We start from the raw sequence: 16,192 nt of genomic DNA on the forward strand, positions 1-16,192 counted from the left end.
CTACCCAAAATGCCTGTCGGACATCGTCATACAGCGCGGTGGCCGAACTCCGGGGCCGAAGGTTCGGGATTGGGCCGCTGTGACCGGCTGGTAGCCTCGCCTCATGCCTGTGATCGTTGCCACCATTACTCCGAAGCCCGACAAAGTCGACGAGGTCGCGGAGGTCCTCACCCGCCTCATCCCGGAAGTCCACAACGAGGACGGCTGTGAGGTGTACGCCCTGCACAAGGGCAAGGACCGTTTCGTGTTCGTCGAGAAGTGGCGGGACATGGCAGCCCTGGGCGTCCACGGCGGCGCACCGAGCATCAAAGCCTTGAACGAAGGACTCAAAGGTCTGGTGACCGGGCCGCCGGACATCCAGATCCTCGAAGCCCTCCCCGCGGGCGACCCGGCGAAGGGCGCCCTCTAGCCACTTTCTTCGCCGAGCACGCAGTCGAGGATCCGACTCCCGGGGAATGCACCACCACCGTCCCGTCGAGCAAGATCAGAGCCCGACGCTCGAGCTCGCGCAGCCCCCGACGACCTGCCGGACGATTACCGTTGCGCTTACGATATAGCCGTCCACATTCCGGTCCGGATCGTCCCGATCCGCAATCTCGCGGGCGGCGCGTTCCGGGCCGGGCCACGCGGGTCCGATCCAGGTCGCGACCCGAGAACTGCAGGAGGGCATGTGAGCGGCCGACTGAACGGCAAGGTGGCTTTCATCACCGGAGCCGCACGAGGACAGGGACGAGCGCACGCGGTGCGGCTGGCGAGCGAGGGAGCCGACATCATCGCCGTCGACCTGGCCGGCCCCCTCCCACAGGTGCAGTACGAGTCCGCCACCCCGGACGACCTCGCCGAAACCGCCCGCCTGGTCGAACAGACCGGCCGGGGCATCGTCACCGCACAGACCGACACCCGGGATCTGGACGGCCTGCGCAAGGCCGTGCAGGAGGGCGTGGAGACCTTCGGGCGACTCGATGCCATCGTGGCCAATGCGGGGATCTGCGTCCCCGAGACCTGGGACGAGATCACCCCGGAGTCCTTCCGGGACGTCATGGACATCAACGTCACCGGCACGTGGAATACCGTCGTCGCGGGTGCGCAGCAGATCATCGACGGCGGCCGCGGCGGGTCGATCGTGCTGATCAGCTCCGCGGCCGGACTCAAGCCGCAGCCGTTCATGGTTCACTACACGGCCAGCAAGCATGCGGTGACCGGGATGGCCCGCGCCCTGGCCGCCGAATTCGGCAAACACTCCGTCCGGGTCAACAGCGTGCATCCCGGCGCGGTAGACACGCCGATGGGCGGCGGCGACATGGTGAACGGACTGCGCCGCGTCTTCGCGACGAATCCGCAACTGACGCAGATGAATGCGCCGTTCCTGCCGGAGGGACATGCCGAGCCGGAGGACATCGCCGCGACGGTGTCCTGGCTGATCAGCGACGACGCGCGGTTCGTCACCGGCGCACAGATCGCGGTCGATCTCGGATCCACCCAGTACTGACCGAACACCCGGCAGCCTGATCCCTTCGGAATCTCGAACCAGATACTGTCGCATTAACAGTAGTGTTCGCAGTACGATATCCGGGAGCGACCGCAGCTACGCCGGAGAGGACCGACGCCGATGACCGCGGACAACACCCCGACCGAGACCCCGCCGATGTCGCGTGCACAGCAGATGCGCGCCATGGTCACCGTGATCGGATCCGGTGGCCTGAAGCCGATGGCCCGCTACGCCCTGACCCAGTTGTGGGCCTCGGTGCGCAAGGCCCTGCATCGCTAGCCCGCGACCATCGAAAGAGGACTCATGGCCGATATCGACATGTCCAAGGTCACCGTGATCCCGTACGTCTCGATGGCGGACGCCTCGGTGCACGACCACTCCACGCGCGACAAGCAGTTCCCCGGACTGCACAACGATCTGCTGTTCCTGTGGGCGATGGCCGATACCGCGGACGGGAAGCGCTACGAACTGGTTCGAACGTTGTCCGCCAGTGCCACATACGATTTCACGGTGCACGAATGCTCCACCGAGCTGTGGTCCGATCCGCGCAACGTCTGGTTCCCGGGTGAGAACGATCTGTACTGGGGCCCGATCCTGTGGATCGAGCGCGAGGGCGAGCAGACCCTCTTCCCGGCGAATCTGGATATGCGCGCGAAACATCCGATCCGGGTGTCCCTGGGCCCCGAGCGGTATGTGTGGAAGGAACACCGCGACGGCGTCGACATCGTGCTGACGCCGTTACCGATGAACGTCACCACCATCTACGTGCCCGGCCCGCCCGACGACGTCGGCTACACCAGCTCGGGCTGCTCGGTGTCCGGCAGTATCCAGGGCTCACCGATCGTCGGCGGCTACGGCGGACTCGACCGCATGTACTGCCTGCCCGGGATGAGCGCCCAGGTCTCCAAGATCGCTGAGCTGGAACACTATTGGTTCGTCTGGGGAGCGGTGTTCGCCGACGGGCACTGGGAGACCGGCAACGCCATGCTGGGCGCGGGCGACTACGCCACCGCCACCTTCCACCGCCAGGGTGCGGACCCGATCGTCGCCACCAACCGCGAGGTCGGCTCCAAGGTGGTCTGGGAGACGAAAGGCGATGTGCGCCAACCTGTGCACGCGAGACTGGAATTCGGCGGACGCACCTTCACCTTCGACGCCACGCACAATGCCGCGGCGGCCGCGGTCTCCATGGGCATCGCCTGGATGCACGGAAACGTCCGGGAGCAGGGCGCCCCCGAACCCGTCCAGTGCTGGTCGACGATGGAGGTCATCAAGATCCGCGCCACCCCGCGGGACTGAGATCCTCGCCCGGCTACGGCTCAGTGGCGGAGAGCGCGGGCGACGAAACTCTCCGCATCCTGCAGTGACGCCCCGACGGTGCCGCGGTGATCCGCGCCCTGATATTCGCGGTAATCGAGGGTATTGCCGTTGTCCCGCAACGTCTTCACCAGCAGATCGGTCGATGCCTTCGATACCACCGCGTCGCCCGCGCTCTGCGCGAGCATCGTGGGGACCGACAGGTGCAGCTTGCCCGGATCCTGCTGGGCGAGATACGTGGTCAGCGGCCCGAGGTCGGCGTCGGTCCGGAATATCCGGTCCGCGGGCACCGGCGTGACCTTCCGCAGCGCATCGATGCAGTCCACCTTCCCCGCCGACAGCAGCGGCTGCGCGTCCGGGGTGACCCAGCGGGACGGATCGAGGGCCGGGTCCGCGGCCTGGGCGCCGAGCAGGATCAGCGGCAGGAACGGTTCGGCGACCTCGGCCCCGGGGGTGCCCGCGGCGAAGTACCGCACGACCTGATCGAAGCCGCTGCCCGGCGCGACGGCCACCGCACCGGCGAGATGCAGCTCCGGCGCGTGCTTCGGCCCCTGCGCGGCGGTGAACAGCGCGGCCTGCCCGCCCTGACTGTGGCCGATCGCGAACCATGTCGAGCCGACCGAGGAATCTGCGTGCCGGACGGCCCGGACGATATCGGTGACCGCATTGGCCTCGGTGACGCCGTTGATGTACGGATGGATTCCGGGCGTGCCCAGTCCCTCGTAGTCGGTGCTCGCCACGACGTACCCCTTGGCCACCCAGTCGTTCAGGGAGGTGTCCATCTCCGCGACGTAGTCGTGCGTCGGACCGCCCGGGAAGTCCGCCGAGGGTGCGCACCCGTCCGCGACGCCGGTCGTCCCGTGTGCCCAGCTGATCACCGGATACCCGCCCGACGGCGGCGGCGTGCGGGGAATCGCCACGGTCCCCGAGACCACGACCGGCTTGCCCGCGGCGTCCTGCGAGACATACGTGACGAGTTCGGTGCGCGCGGCGCTCGGCAGTGCCACACTGCCGTCGACGGTCCGGGAGGTCAGCAACTCTCCCGGGCGCAGCTCGGCTGCACCGGCGGCGTCATCGGATTTCGATGTGCTGCAGGCTGTTCCCGCGATAAGGACGGCGAGAGCCAGAACTCCGGCATGGATCGATTTCATGAAATGGTCTCCCGCGGTTCGGATTCGGTCACGAAGACATCGGCCTCACGGCTCGCGCGGGAGGTCGATGTGGACCCAGAGTGCCTACGCGCCAAGGCGTTCGGTGTGCAGGTCCCGCTCACCGAGATTCCGAATACAGCGCATCGGTCACCGCACGAGCCGCGGTGAGCACGAGCGGGGCGATCCGTTCGAGTCGGACGCTGCGCACATCGCCACACAGCGACACCGCGGCCACCGGACCGTCGGGACCACGGACCGCGACGCCGACGCAGCCGATCCCGGAGACCGCCTCACCCCGCTCGTAGGCGATACCGTGCCGCTGCCTGATCCGGTTCAGATCCTGGTGCAGCAGTGGCAGTTCGGTGATCGTCCGGTCGGTGCTACCGACCAGATGCCTGCCGCACAGCCGATCCACCTGCTCCGGATCGATCCACGCGAGCATCGCCTTGCCGCCGGCGGTGGTGTGCGCGGGCACCCGGCCGCCGACCCGCGAGGGCAGCGTCGTGGCCAGGCGACCGCCCATCTTGTCCAGGTAGACGCTCTCGTCGCGCTCCAGAACCGCAAGGTGCACAACCAATCCCGTCTGCATGTGCAGTTCGTGCAGCAGCGGCGCCGCGGCCGCGCGGATCAGGCCGTGCCGGTTGTCGCTGCCGCCGAGCCGCCGGGCGCGCCGGCCCAGGCAGTACCCCAGATCGAGGTGATCGACCCAGCCGAGCCGAACCAGCTGATCGAGTATCCGGTGCACCGTGGAGCGCGGCAGATGAGTCCGCCGCGCGACCTCCTGGAGAGTCAGCCGCGAGTCGGGCCCATCGATGGCATCCAGGATCAGGGTCATCCGCTCCACCATCGATGGCGGCAGATCCTGCTTCCCGGTGACCGCCGACGGTGCGTCACACGAATCGACGAGCGTCATCGACACCTCCAAATGCCCTGGTCGAAGACCTGCATCTTGACAAAACTGAAATTAATTCTTGAAATACTAGCAGCGGGCACCCCGGCCCGGAAGTGAATCGGACATCGGGTTCGCGGTGGTGGACGCCGACACCCGGTTCGTTGCTAGCCTGGACGAACCGGCGGTCCCGCGATGTCCTCCGGGCCATCGACGACCGCCGAGCCGGGCCTCGGGCCAATGGCGCCGAACCGGTCCGCTACGACCGGATTCGTCGCCGTGGCAGGACCGAAGGGATGAGAGTGCCGAGAATCGCCGAAGCGCGCGACGCCGCCGAGCCGAGTTCGCAGGAGCAGCGCGCACGCCACGTCCGCATGCTCACCGCCGCCGCCGAACTGGCCTCGGAGAAGGAACTGGCCCGCGTGCAGATGCACGAGGTGGCCAAACGCGCCGGTGTCGCGATCGGCACGCTGTATCGGTATTTCCCTTCCAAGACACACCTGTTCGCGGCAGTCATGGTCGATCAGCTCGAACGACTGGCCAGCAGGTCCGCCCGCAAACCCGCGTACGACGCACCGCAGGACGCGATGCGCGCCGTACTGGTCCGGGCCACCCGCGGGCTGCTGCGCCGGCCCGCGCTGTCCACCGCGATGGTCATGTCGACCTCCACCGCCAATCACGACCTCGTGCCCGACGCGGCCCGGGTGGACCGGATGTTCCGGCAGATGCTGCTGGACGCGGCGGGTATCGCGCAGCCGACCGAGGTGGAGGTGACCTCGGTGCGACTGCTGATCCAGCTGTGGTTCGGCGTGGTGCAGTCCTGCCTCAACGGGCAGATCTCGCTGACCCAGGCGGAATCGGATATCCGCCGGGCGTGTGAGCTGCTGCTGGTCGACCTGCGCGATCCGCGCCGGAACGGATCGGGCGATGCGAACGGCGTCGCTCCGGCCCCGTAGTACCGCTCAGACCTCGATGCCGCGGCGGATCAGTTTGCCGGTTGCGTTGCGCGGCAACGGTTCCCCGGTGAAACGCCAGCGGCTGGGCACCTTGAAATACGACAGCCGCTCGGCCGCGTAACCGCGCAGATCCTCCGAGGTCACCACACTGCCGGGTTGAACGACCACGACCGCGGAGACCTCCTCGCCGAGATCCTCGTGCGGGGTGCCGATCACCACGCATTCCAGGACGTCGGGATGTTCGTCCAGGCATTGTTCGATCTCGGTGGGATAGACGTTCTCACCGCCGCGCAGGATCAGATCCGAACGTCGGCCGACCAGACGCAGCAGACCGTTCTCGACGATGCCGAAATCGCCTGTCCGAAGCCATCGTTCGGGCGTGATCGCCGCATCGGTGGCCGCCTGATCCTCCCAGTAGCCGAGCATCACGTAGGGACTCCGCACGCAGACCTCGCCCTCGACACCCTCGGGCGCCCGATTCCCGTCCGGGTCACGGATTTCCAGATTCACGCCGATGATCGGACGGCCCAGGGTCCCCGGAAACTGCTCGAGCTCAGCGGGAGTCGCGACCGCGACCGCCGTACTGCATTCGGTCAGGCCGTAACTGTCCACCAGCGCCGCACGAGCGAACGGAACCCGTTCTCGCAGACGCTCTTTGAAGGCGATCGAGGACGGCGCGGAGGCCAGGGCGAAGGCGGTGAGCGAGGACAGATCGTAGGCGTCGAACTCGCCGTATTCGACCAGGCGTGCGGCCATCGAGGGCACCGCACCCCAGCTCGTGACCCGCTCACGTTCGACCAGACGCAGCACCGCCGCCACGTCGAACGCGCCCTGATGCATCACGACCGCGCTGCCGGTGACCAGACGCGGCACCACCAGATTATGCAGGCTCGCGATGTGGAACAACGGCGAGGTGAGCAGATAGCGCGATGAACTCGGCGCATCCGGGTCGTAGGGCTGTCCGGTGAACGCGCCGAGTGCGGCGTCGTTGAACCGGTGGTAGTCGGCGACGGCCAGGATGTTCCGCTGCGAGTGCAGCGCACCCTTGGGCCGTCCGCTGGTACCGCTGGTGTACACGATGGCCGCCGGGTCGTCCTCGTCGACCTCGGTGTGCGGCAACGGAACTCCCGCGTTGCGCGCGAAGATCGCGGGCAGGTCCTCGGCCATCGTGAGCACCCGGACGCCGGTATCGGCCGCGGCGAGCACAGCGGCCCGCTTGGCGTCGGCGATCACCACCGTGGGACGGCTGTGCTCGATGCCGAAGGTGACCTCCCGCGGCACCCACCAGCCGTTCATGCATACGGTGATCGCGCCGAGCATCTGCGTGGCCCAGAACGCGATCACCCATTCGGGCGTATTGGCCGCGTAGATCGCGACCCGGTCGCCCTTCCCGACGCCGAAGTCGTCGCGCAGGGCAACCGCCAGCGCCGCGACCGCCGCCGCGTGCTCGGTGAAGGAGATCCTGCGGTCCGCGGTCACGAGATAGTCCCGCTCACCCCACCGCAACGACTCGGTCAGCAACTCCCCCACCGCACGACGCCGATGTCGCATCACCGGCATCCGCGCACCGAGCACCGTCTCCTCGACGAGTTCGAACGGTCCCCCGGGCCCCATCAGCGCGGCTATCGCCAGATTCGGGTCCCGCGCTGAATCCGTTCGCCCACTCATCGTGCCGACCTTTCGTCCCTGCCACTCGTACCAGGCACACAATGGCACCTACCAGCGCCACCGGCCCGTCTCGGTACCGCTCAGCGAGACCCGCACCATCCGGTTGCGTCGGGCCCGCCTCCAGCCGCTCCTGCACTCATCCCATGCCGATTCCGTTGCAGCACAGCGGTAGGGGAGCTGACGGGACGGTCAGCAGCAGGTACGCGGCCGGTACCATCGAGGTCAGTTCGCGGGCCGGGGGCAGGGTAGTGAGCGCGGGAGTCCGAACCACGGTAGGACGGTGTTGTCGAACCGGGTCATGGCGCTGATCCGGTCGCCGGAGAGGGTGAGTTCGTAGAGTCCGGTGCCGTGGCCGATGCCGCTCGGGTCGCGCAGGTACGCGCCGAAGGCCGGTTGACCGTTGGCCCGGGTGGGCACCAGGTCGAATCTTCTTCCCGCGCCGAATATCTCGGCGCAGAAGCAGGCGACGAGATCTCGACCCTGGTACTCGAACGGTATCGGCGGCATGGCGATGAAGGCGTCGTCGGTGAGCAGATCGATCAGCGCGTCCAGGTTCGCGGACTCCCAGGCGTGCACGAACTTCGCCACGATCGCGTCCTCGGCGCTCGAATGGGGTGCGGGCGGTCGATCACCCGTCGGCCGGGGCAGCGACGCGCGGGCCCGCTTGAGCGCACTGGTCACCGAATCGACTGTGGTGTCCAGCATTTCGGCCACCTCGACGGCATGGAAGCCCAGCACGTCACGCAGCAGCAAGACGGCGACCTGGCGGGGCGGCAGCGCCTGCACGGCGGTGATGAACGCCAGGGATATCGCCTCCCGGCGTTCGTAGCGCGCCTCGGGTCCCGCCTCGCCCGTGTCCGCGAGCAGCGCGTCGGGATAGGGCTGCAGCCAGACGATCTCGCCGAGGCGGGTCGGCTCGGGCGGCACGACGCCGGGCACATCCCACTCCCGTGCCCGGCGTCGGCTCGTCGCGCGGCGCGCGTTGAGGCACCGGTTGGTGGCGATCCGGTAGAGCCAGGTGCGGATCGAGGACCGTCCGGCGAATCCGCCCATCCCCTGCCAGGCGGCCAGCATCGTGTCCTGCAGGGCGTCCTCCGCGTCCTGGAACGATCCCAGCATCCGATAGCAGTGCACCTGCAATTCCGCGCGATAGGGCTCGGTCACCGCGCGAAACGCCGCCGCGTCCCCCGCCCGCGCCAGCGATACCTGGTCACCAGTCACCATCGGTGGTGTCACCCTCCTCGGTCGTATGCCGTTTCGAATATCGACACCGCATCGCGCCCGAACTGGTCGCTCGCCGACCGACCGGTTATCCGATGCCGCGGGTTCTACCTCAGTGATAGCCCGCCCGCCGACAAGGAGCATCGAAATGGGAAAGATCGTCGTGTTCGAGAACATCACCCTCGACGGGGTCGTCCAGGATCCGACCGGTGCGGAGGGCTTCTCCGCAACGGACTGGCGCACGGACCTCACCGTGCGCGACCGCGAAGCGTGGAACCGGCTGATCCTCGACGACGCCCGCACCGCCCAGGCACTACTGCTGGGCCGCCGCGCCTACGAGTTCTTCGCCGCCCGCTACCCCTCCCGGACCGGTCCCCTCGCCGACGCGATGAACAACCTGCCCAAGTACATCGTCACCAGCACGCTCACCGACCCCAGCTGGAACAATTCGACAATCCTGAAAGGCGAAGTCCTGGAATCCATTACACGACTGATCGACACGATCGACGGCGAGATCCGCGTCTACGCGAGCTCGCTGCTGGTACATACCCTGATCGAGCGGAACCTCGTCGACGAACTCCGCCTGGCGGTTTTCCCGCTGATGATGGGCGCGGGTAACCGCCTGTTGGATCGAACAGATGAACCCGGTCCGCTGACCCCGGCGCGCCTGCACCTCGCCGAGGCCCGCACGATCGGTGACAACCTCATCCACCTCACCTACCGCCGCTCGGTGACAGTGAACGGCGCCCCCGCCGAGGCGCGAGCAGACTCGAAACCTCAACAGGGGCCGATGAGTTCGCGTCAGCGCGCGACGCGGACCAGTTTCCGGTTCACGAATTCGGCGATGCCGAGCTCGGAGAGTTCCCGGCCGAAACCGGAGTTCTCGACGCCGCCGAAGGGCAGGCTCGGGGAGTCGGCGAAGCAGGAGTTGATGTAGACCATTCCGGCCTCCAGACGCGCGGCCACCTGCCGGGCGTGGTCGACGTCGGCGTCGAACACGTAACTGCCCAGGCCGAATCTGGTGGCGTTGGCCAGCCGGATCGCCTCGTCCTCGGTGTCCACGACGTAGAACGACAGGACCGGGCCGAACGCCTCCTGTTGGTAGAGCGGGTTGTCCTCGGCGATACCGGTGACGATCGTGGGTTCCAGGTAGAATCCGGGACGGTCGATCCGATTGCCGCCGTGGACGATTCGCACACCCGCGGCCTCAGCATCCGCGATCTGCCCGAGCAGGCCGTCCAGGGCGCGATTCGAACAGGGCAACGCGCGCAACGTCTCTCGTGAGGTGCTGGACGCGATCGCCCGCGCGCTGTTGCTGTCCGAGGCCGAGCACGCCCATCTGCTGCGCCTGGCACAGCTCGGGCGAAGGCAACGTCAGCCCGAGCCGCCGCGTCCCCAGGTGCGCCCCGCGGTCCGGGAGCTGTTGACGGCGATGGAGGGCGTCCCGGCGTACGTCTGGGGCCCGCGCGCCGACGTACTGGCCTGGAATCAGACCGCATCCGCCGTCTTCGGCGACTGGGCCGCGCGCGAACCGCGTGACCGCAACTGGGCACGGATCACCTTCCTCGATCCGGCATCGCGAAAGTTGTTCTCGGACTGGGAATCCAAGGCGTACGACGTGGTCGGGCAGTTACGTCTGGGCGCGGGCCGGCACGCGGGCGACCCGCTACTCGCCGCACTGATCGGTGAGCTGTCCCTGAAGAGTGCGGACTTCCGCAGGCTGTGGGCCGCACACGACGTCAAGAAGAAGACGCACGGCGCGATGACGCTGGCACATCCGTTGGTGGGCGAACTGACCCTGCACTACGAGACGTTCGCACTCGTCGGCGATGAGGAGCAGTCGCTGTCGACCTATCACGCCGAAGCCGGGTCGGCATCCCAGGAGGCGCTGCGGCTGCTGGCGAGCTGGGGTGCGGATGCGTCGCGACCTGCCGATCTCCCCGCAGGCGAGCGGCCTGACAATCTGCGCTGATCAGACTGTGCGACAACCATATTCGCTCATATGCCATCGACCCGATCGACAACCCGGCGTTGATATTCGACAGTGCCGGGCGCAAGATCGACCGCATGCCCCGACTGCGGCAGCACATACACCGCAGCCGAGACGACGGCGAGAAATATTGCGCTTCAACAGCTCTCAATGATTCGGAGGAGGCGCGCACGCCCACGCAGCGCACAGCCGATCCACGCTGCCGTTCACCAGCATCACCGGTGCGGTGATCCGTTTCGTCCTCGCCGGTGCGACGGTTACGAAATCCACTCCGTCGAACACGGTCTCGCACGGTAGTCCTCATCGGGTTGCCGCCCAGAACATTCGGCCCGAGGTTGGCCGAAATATGGTGTAGATCAAGCAGATCGGCAAGGTTTCAGTGCGTCGGCGGGATCGCGACGTCGCCGGGCAACCGCAGATCACTGCTGCGCGGGTTGTAATCGGCCTGCACCTTGTAGTACCGGCCGTCGGGTTTGTAGGCGGCGTAGAAGGTGAAGGCGTGCGCACCGTCGCCGACCAGCGGTGCGCTCCGGACGAAACGCTCCAGCACCGGATCCAGATGCACCGGAAAGGTTTCCCGGGAGAACCTGCGCGGGAAGCAGATTCGCCGCACACCCGGATCGGACCAGGAGAACGTGCGGTAGATCGTGTAGGCGTGCGCACCGAGCGCGGCCAGCTCGGCATCGCTCGCCGGAGCGAAGTCGAGTTCGCGCAGGATCGCGGCGATGTCCTCGGGCGGCAGCTGGCCGGGAGTCAGCAACTGCGAGTACAGATTCATGGTCCGGCCGACGAAATCCACTGCCACCAGCAGGAATTTCCCGCCACCCCACCGGGTGAGATGCTCGGCATTGGCCCGCACCGCCTCGGGTATCCCCGGTAGGGCCGAAATCTGCTGCAAATCCAGCATTTCGCCGAGCGCGAGCCAGACCTTCTGCACGCCGGACCCCACCGCGACGTCGACGCCGAACTGCACCGGCACCGCCTCGGCCACCGCGGCCAGCACCTGTTCGAGTGGATGCCCGGTGAACTCGAGCAGGCCCGCCTCCCGCAGCGCCACCGTCGGATCGGCCGTGAAATTCATGAACCGCACGTTGACTTCACGCTCGCCGACCGGCTCGGTCGTGGTACGCACCGCCATCAGCGCGTCGGGCGCGATATCGGCCAGCACATCGAGTACCGGCTCCACCCGCGATACGTCATATGACGCATCGGCCAGTCGGGCGTACTCCCGCAGATCGTCTCGCAGACGTTGAGTCACAGCAGATGTCGGCATCGGACCAGTTCACCTCGCGGACAGAGTGTGTATGTCGAGTCTCCGCACAGGATATCGCCGCCTTGCCGATCATCGGCAAGTATCGAGCATTCCGGCATGCCACGCCGCACTCGATCGGTCGCCGCCGATGACCAGGCGCCTCGCTGTCACTGTTGCGGATTCCCGCACGCGGACAACAGATTCGGCAATCACGCCCCGCCGTACCGGACAGCGGCCACGGCCCCGCCGTCGACCAGGAGGTCGGTTCCGGTGATGAAGGAGGCATCGGGGCCGAGCAGGAATGCCGCGGCCGCCGCGATATCGCCCGCGGTGCCCTGCCGCCCGGTTCCCGACGCCTCGACCATCGCACGCATCCCGACGCCGGACTCCCCCGCCAGCTCGCGACGTCCCATCACGGTGCTGATGACGCCCGGACTGACGCTGTTGACCCGGGCACCACGCTGCCCCCAGGCCAGGCTCGCCGCCTGCACCCGGACCTGATTCGCGCGTTTGGCAACGCTGTAGGCCGCGCCCGGATTCGGCAGGCCGGCCAGGAAGGGCAGGTCGAGCAGGTCGTCCGCGGCGGTCGTCGCCAGCGCGGCCTCGGCCTCGGCGGGCAGTTGCCCGATCGCGAACGCCCCGGCCATGCTCGCGATCACCACACCGGCCCCACCCGGTGCGACGACCTTCGCGAACTCCTCGAGCACGAGGGCCACACCGACCATGTCCACCGCCAGGATGGCCGCGGTCGACGCCTGCGCCGGAGAGAGCCCGGCGGTGTGCGCCAGCGCCGTCACCGAGCCCAGTGCGGCGGCCTGTTCTGCCAGCGAGGACACCGAATCACGCTGGGATACATCGACTTTCCGAGCGTGCACCCGATATCCGTCACCGTCCAGCGCGGCGGCGACCCGGTCGAGAACCTCCGCGTCGAAATCGGCCAGCAGCACCTGCCGCCCCGACCCGAGGCGACGCGCGACGGCCTCACCCATACCGCCGGCCCCGATCACCACCAGAACCTCGCTCATCGCACTCCCTACTTAAATACAATACGAATCGTCTCGCTTTCAGCGGAGAGTACACGCCTCGTACGCTGACGGCCATGACCCAGTCCCGCCGCGGCCCCAAACGCAACGAGGCGTCCCGTCGGGCAATCCTCGAAGCGACCCGCGACATCCTGCGCACCGACAGCTACGACCGACTCTCGCTGGACGGCATCGCCCGACGGGCCGGGGTCGGCAAACAGACGATCTACCGCTGGTGGTCCTCGAAGGCCGCCGTCGTGGTCGACGCGGTCCTGGACGGTTTCATCCCCACCCCGCCCCTGCCCGAACCGAGCGGATCCGATATCGCCGAGGCGCTGCGCGAATGGCTTCTGGCATTCCGCGAGCAGATCGCCTCCCCCGTAGGCCGCACCCTCTCCCGGGCCCTCACCGGCGCGGCTGCCGTGGACGACACCGCCGCCACACGCCTGTACACCCATTTCACCGGACCGCTGCGGGAACATCTGCGCGAACGACTCGCCTCCGACGCCGAACTACGCCCCGACGCGGACCACCTCGCCGCCGCCGACGCACTGATCGGCACCCTGATCTTCCTCACCCTCTCCCGGCAGCCCGTCGAATCCGATCACCTCGACGGACTGCTCGACGTCGTCCTCAACGGCCTGCGCGGACCATCGGACGATTCCGCCGAGTAGATCCCCACGGCGCGTGGGGAATTCACCTCCGCGCCGGACGCTTCCCGGTACCCCTATCACGAATTGTTCACGAGCTTCTCGTCACACTTTTCACATCGATTTCACTTGGGAAATCCGGCGGTTCCCCATTTCTCCCACACGAGCCACAGCGCGGATCGATAGCAGATACGCATCGATCCGACCGCGGATCGCGGGCGAACGGTTGCTGCACGACGGCGAACGAGGCGGTTGCGCACGGCGGAAACCGCTTCCACCACACCAGCGCTCGCGCGAACGTCCACTCCGCGAACTCCGGCAACCCGCCCGGGCACATGCGGTGACCTGCGCCCGAGCGACCGCAGCCGAATCGAATTCGCCCGATGGCGAACGCCTGTCACCGTTCGCCGTGAGTCGTAAGAAAATTTGTGGCACAATACAATTCGTGACTCAGTCGGTCGAAAGCTACTCTGCGGCAAAGGCAATGCCCCCTGCCCGCACGATCGACATTTCCGCTCGCCATCGCCTGTGCGTTGTCGCGCGACCGGTCGAAACAGACCGCTCGCCCGGTCGGCGAGGACAGAACGAGCAACCGCGGCTTCGAGAGTTCGCCCCGGTGTCCATGCGATTGCCCGAGAGCTGGGAACAGTGCGCATTCGGCGCGCGCAGCCCGGCGGCCGGGTAGGAGCGCGGGGTGTACGTGAAGGTGTGTGATGCATCGAGCTTCTGACATGTGATCGCCCGGCTCCCGCCACCGGTCCCCCGCATCGTCCACGCAAATATGCGGTGAACTCCGGCGCGTCGAGACACGGCGGCGCGTACCTCGGTATGCCCAGCGGTGGCGAGCTACCGCTCGATAGGAAATCAGCAGGAGGTCATCATTGCCTGGAGTCCCCCACGAAGTCCCCGCAGGTTCGTGCTGCGAGCAAAGTTGCCGAAGGCTATGATGGGATCGTTTGATCGCACCCAGATATATTGCGGTCGAACAACTTTCGCGTGTCGAAGGTTGGTCGAACAGGAGTTGCAGGACATGTCGCGCAGATCGGCCCGTACCGGCAGAACCGCTACGCCTCGACCACAGAGCGAACCGACCGGTCCGGAATGGTTCCGATCGCACCGCCCCACTGTAGATCCCTTCGCCATCGTCGTCCATTATTAGGTCATCCGAGGAGCATTTTCACCGTGAATTCCCCACAGCCCACCAAATTTCAGCGGCCGGATGCGTCCTCGGCGGTAGATATTGGCGCTGTCGAGGAACGCGTGCCGATGCACACCCAGGAATTCGCGCAGAATCCGCACGGCTACTTCCAGTTCATGCGCGACTATTATGGCGATCTACCACTGATCCCGGTGTGGATAGCCGAGGGAATACCGGCGACGCTGGTGATCAAATACGAGACGGCGAGACGAATCCTACACGATCCCGCCCATTTCTCCGCCGACCCACGTACCTGGCAGACCAAACTCCCCACCGATCGGCGGCTGGATTTCCTGCCGATGGTGGAATGGCGGTCCAACGCACTGCGCAGCAATGGTGACAGCCCGGAGCACAAACGCTACCGCGAGGCGACGCAATACGCGCTCTCGAAAGTCAACCAGTTCGCGTTGCTGGACCAGTTGGAGTACGAGGCACACAATCTGATCAATGCGTTCTGCGCCGAGGGCGCCACGCAGGATCAACCGCTCGATCTGATCCAGCACTACGTCGCTCCGCTGACCTTCACCATGCTGAATTACATGGTCGGCTCGCCGCCGGAGATCATGGCGCGCATCGCCAAGGCGAGCGCCGATCTGTTCGAGGGACAGGACACCGTCGAGACCAACGCCCAATTCGCCTCGGCGTTGTTGGATCTGATCACACTCCGGCGCACCGAGCCCGGCGACGACATCACCACCCGGCTGATCGCGCACGAGAGCGAACTGACCGACGAGGAGATCGCCCAGCAGTTGGTGACCTGCCTGTCGGCCGGTACCCAGGGCCCCGCTGATCTCGCGGCCAGCACGATCAAGCTGCTGCTGACCACGCCGGTACACGAGCGGCCGCTGACCAAGACCGCGCTGAACCAGACCCTGGCCACCGACCCTCCGATGGCGAACTACCAGATCACCTATCCGCGACAGCCGATCGCGATCGACGGCGTGTGGCTGCCCGCCGACGAACCGGTGATCGTCAGCCTCATGGCCTGCTGCACCGATCCGATGATCAACAACGGCGATTACCACAGCGACGGCTGGCACGCCGGTTTCGGCTTCGGTCCGCACGAATGCCCCAACGACGCGAAGAGCATCTCTCTCCAGATCGTTCACGGACTCATCGACTGGCTTTTCGATATTCTGCCGGAAATACAGCTCGCCGTTCCGGCCGAATCACTGGTGTGGCGTCCGGGACCGTTTGCCCACGGACTCCTGACACTGCCCGTCACATTCCCCAGAACTCCACAGATGATGCCCACGAGGCGTCCCCCGACTTCTCAGTACTCGGGCTGAGAAGAATGACGCCTCTTGAAACTACATGGAGAATATATGAGATGACCATGAATGTTTGATCGAAAGAACGCCGGGGCCACACCAGGATATGACCCCGGAT

15 protein-coding genes and 1 pseudogene are annotated in these 16,192 nt (G+C 66.7%); 9 read left to right on the top strand and 7 right to left on the bottom strand.

Annotated elements, in window-relative coordinates; genetic code table 11:
- Nucleotides 1-103 precede the first annotated feature (103 nt).
- The 4 genes from ON40_RS25170 (at nucleotide 104) to ON40_RS25180 (ending at nucleotide 2,788) form a co-directional block, all read left to right on the top strand.
- Complete coding sequence (locus ON40_RS25170; RefSeq protein WP_040826593.1) at nucleotides 104-409, top strand: putative quinol monooxygenase; 306 nt, start codon at nucleotides 104-106, stop codon at nucleotides 407-409.
- Nucleotides 410-670: 261 nt separating this feature from the next.
- Nucleotides 671-1,489 (top strand): mycofactocin-coupled SDR family oxidoreductase, encoded by an 819-nt coding sequence (locus tag ON40_RS25175; protein WP_040826595.1) that lies wholly within the window; start codon nucleotides 671-673, stop codon nucleotides 1,487-1,489.
- A gap of 120 nt (nucleotides 1,490-1,609) precedes the next feature.
- The gene (locus ON40_RS52085) at nucleotides 1,610-1,768 is read left to right on the top strand and encodes a hypothetical protein (protein WP_157186411.1); all 159 of its coding nucleotides are present in this window, start codon (nucleotides 1,610-1,612) and stop codon (nucleotides 1,766-1,768) included.
- 24 nt (nucleotides 1,769-1,792) lie between these two features.
- Nucleotides 1,793-2,788, top strand: a complete 996-nt coding sequence (locus tag ON40_RS25180; protein WP_040826597.1) for a hypothetical protein — start codon at nucleotides 1,793-1,795, stop codon at nucleotides 2,786-2,788.
- Nucleotides 2,789-2,808: 20 nt separating this feature from the next.
- Here the strand turns inward: ON40_RS25180 and ON40_RS25185 are convergent, their stop codons facing one another.
- Both ON40_RS25185 and ON40_RS25190 read right to left on the bottom strand, forming a co-directional pair.
- Nucleotides 2,809-3,957, bottom strand: coding sequence for an alpha/beta hydrolase family protein (locus ON40_RS25185; RefSeq protein WP_040826599.1), 1,149 nt, complete (start codon nucleotides 3,955-3,957; stop codon nucleotides 2,809-2,811).
- Nucleotides 3,958-4,075: 118 nt separating this feature from the next.
- Nucleotides 4,076-4,870, bottom strand: coding sequence for an IclR family transcriptional regulator (locus tag ON40_RS25190; RefSeq protein ID WP_083895898.1), 795 nt, complete (start codon nucleotides 4,868-4,870; stop codon nucleotides 4,076-4,078).
- 278 nt (nucleotides 4,871-5,148) lie between these two features.
- On the opposite strand from ON40_RS25190, the gene ON40_RS25195 reads away from it, so the two are divergent.
- Nucleotides 5,149-5,802 carry a TetR/AcrR family transcriptional regulator gene (locus ON40_RS25195; RefSeq protein ID WP_051193515.1) on the top strand — a complete coding sequence of 218 codons (654 nt, stop codon included), beginning with the start codon at nucleotides 5,149-5,151 and terminating at the stop codon, nucleotides 5,800-5,802.
- Between the two features lie 6 nt (nucleotides 5,803-5,808).
- Here the strand turns inward: ON40_RS25195 and casG are convergent, their stop codons facing one another.
- Both casG and ON40_RS25205 read right to left on the bottom strand, forming a co-directional pair.
- Nucleotides 5,809-7,470 (bottom strand): steroid-24-oyl-CoA synthetase, encoded by a 1,662-nt coding sequence (gene casG / locus ON40_RS25200; protein WP_040826601.1) that lies wholly within the window; start codon nucleotides 7,468-7,470, stop codon nucleotides 5,809-5,811.
- A 222-nt stretch (nucleotides 7,471-7,692) separates the two neighbouring features.
- Nucleotides 7,693-8,694, bottom strand: a complete 1,002-nt coding sequence (locus ON40_RS25205) for a sigma-70 family RNA polymerase sigma factor (RefSeq protein ID WP_040826604.1) — start codon at nucleotides 8,692-8,694, stop codon at nucleotides 7,693-7,695.
- A 145-nt stretch (nucleotides 8,695-8,839) separates the two neighbouring features.
- On the opposite strand from ON40_RS25205, the pseudogene ON40_RS54795 reads away from it, so the two are divergent.
- A pseudogene (locus tag ON40_RS54795) lies at nucleotides 8,840-9,385 on the top strand (dihydrofolate reductase family protein); the annotation flags it as partial.
- Between the two features lie 107 nt (nucleotides 9,386-9,492).
- On the opposite strand, the gene ON40_RS54800 reads toward ON40_RS54795, so the two are convergent.
- Entirely contained in the window at nucleotides 9,493-9,954 is a 462-nt protein-coding gene (locus ON40_RS54800) for an aldehyde dehydrogenase family protein (protein ID WP_245567976.1), read from the bottom strand.
- 22 nt (nucleotides 9,955-9,976) lie between these two features.
- Between ON40_RS54800 and ON40_RS25220 the strand changes: the two genes are divergently transcribed.
- The gene (locus tag ON40_RS25220) at nucleotides 9,977-10,663 is read left to right on the top strand and encodes an MmyB family transcriptional regulator (protein ID WP_218008858.1); all 687 of its coding nucleotides are present in this window, start codon (nucleotides 9,977-9,979) and stop codon (nucleotides 10,661-10,663) included.
- Between the two features lie 394 nt (nucleotides 10,664-11,057).
- Here the strand turns inward: ON40_RS25220 and ON40_RS25225 are convergent, their stop codons facing one another.
- A complete protein-coding gene (locus ON40_RS25225; RefSeq protein WP_083895899.1) occupies nucleotides 11,058-11,954 on the bottom strand; it encodes an aromatic prenyltransferase in 897 nt (298 codons plus the stop codon).
- A 188-nt stretch (nucleotides 11,955-12,142) separates the two neighbouring features.
- Nucleotides 12,143-12,958, bottom strand: a complete 816-nt coding sequence (locus ON40_RS25230) for an SDR family oxidoreductase (RefSeq protein WP_040826610.1) — start codon at nucleotides 12,956-12,958, stop codon at nucleotides 12,143-12,145.
- A 74-nt stretch (nucleotides 12,959-13,032) separates the two neighbouring features.
- On the opposite strand from ON40_RS25230, the gene ON40_RS25235 reads away from it, so the two are divergent.
- On the top strand, nucleotides 13,033-13,629 hold the full coding sequence (locus ON40_RS25235; RefSeq protein ID WP_040826612.1) for a TetR/AcrR family transcriptional regulator: 597 nt from the start codon (nucleotides 13,033-13,035) through the stop codon (nucleotides 13,627-13,629).
- 1,158 nt (nucleotides 13,630-14,787) lie between these two features.
- The gene (locus ON40_RS25245) at nucleotides 14,788-16,092 is read left to right on the top strand and encodes a cytochrome P450 family protein (protein WP_245567977.1); all 1,305 of its coding nucleotides are present in this window, start codon (nucleotides 14,788-14,790) and stop codon (nucleotides 16,090-16,092) included.
- Nucleotides 16,093-16,192: the final 100 nt, after the last annotated feature.

The organism is Nocardia jiangxiensis NBRC 101359 (genome assembly GCF_000308615.1).
Classification (GTDB): Bacteria; Actinomycetota; Actinomycetes; order Mycobacteriales; family Mycobacteriaceae; genus Nocardia; species Nocardia jiangxiensis.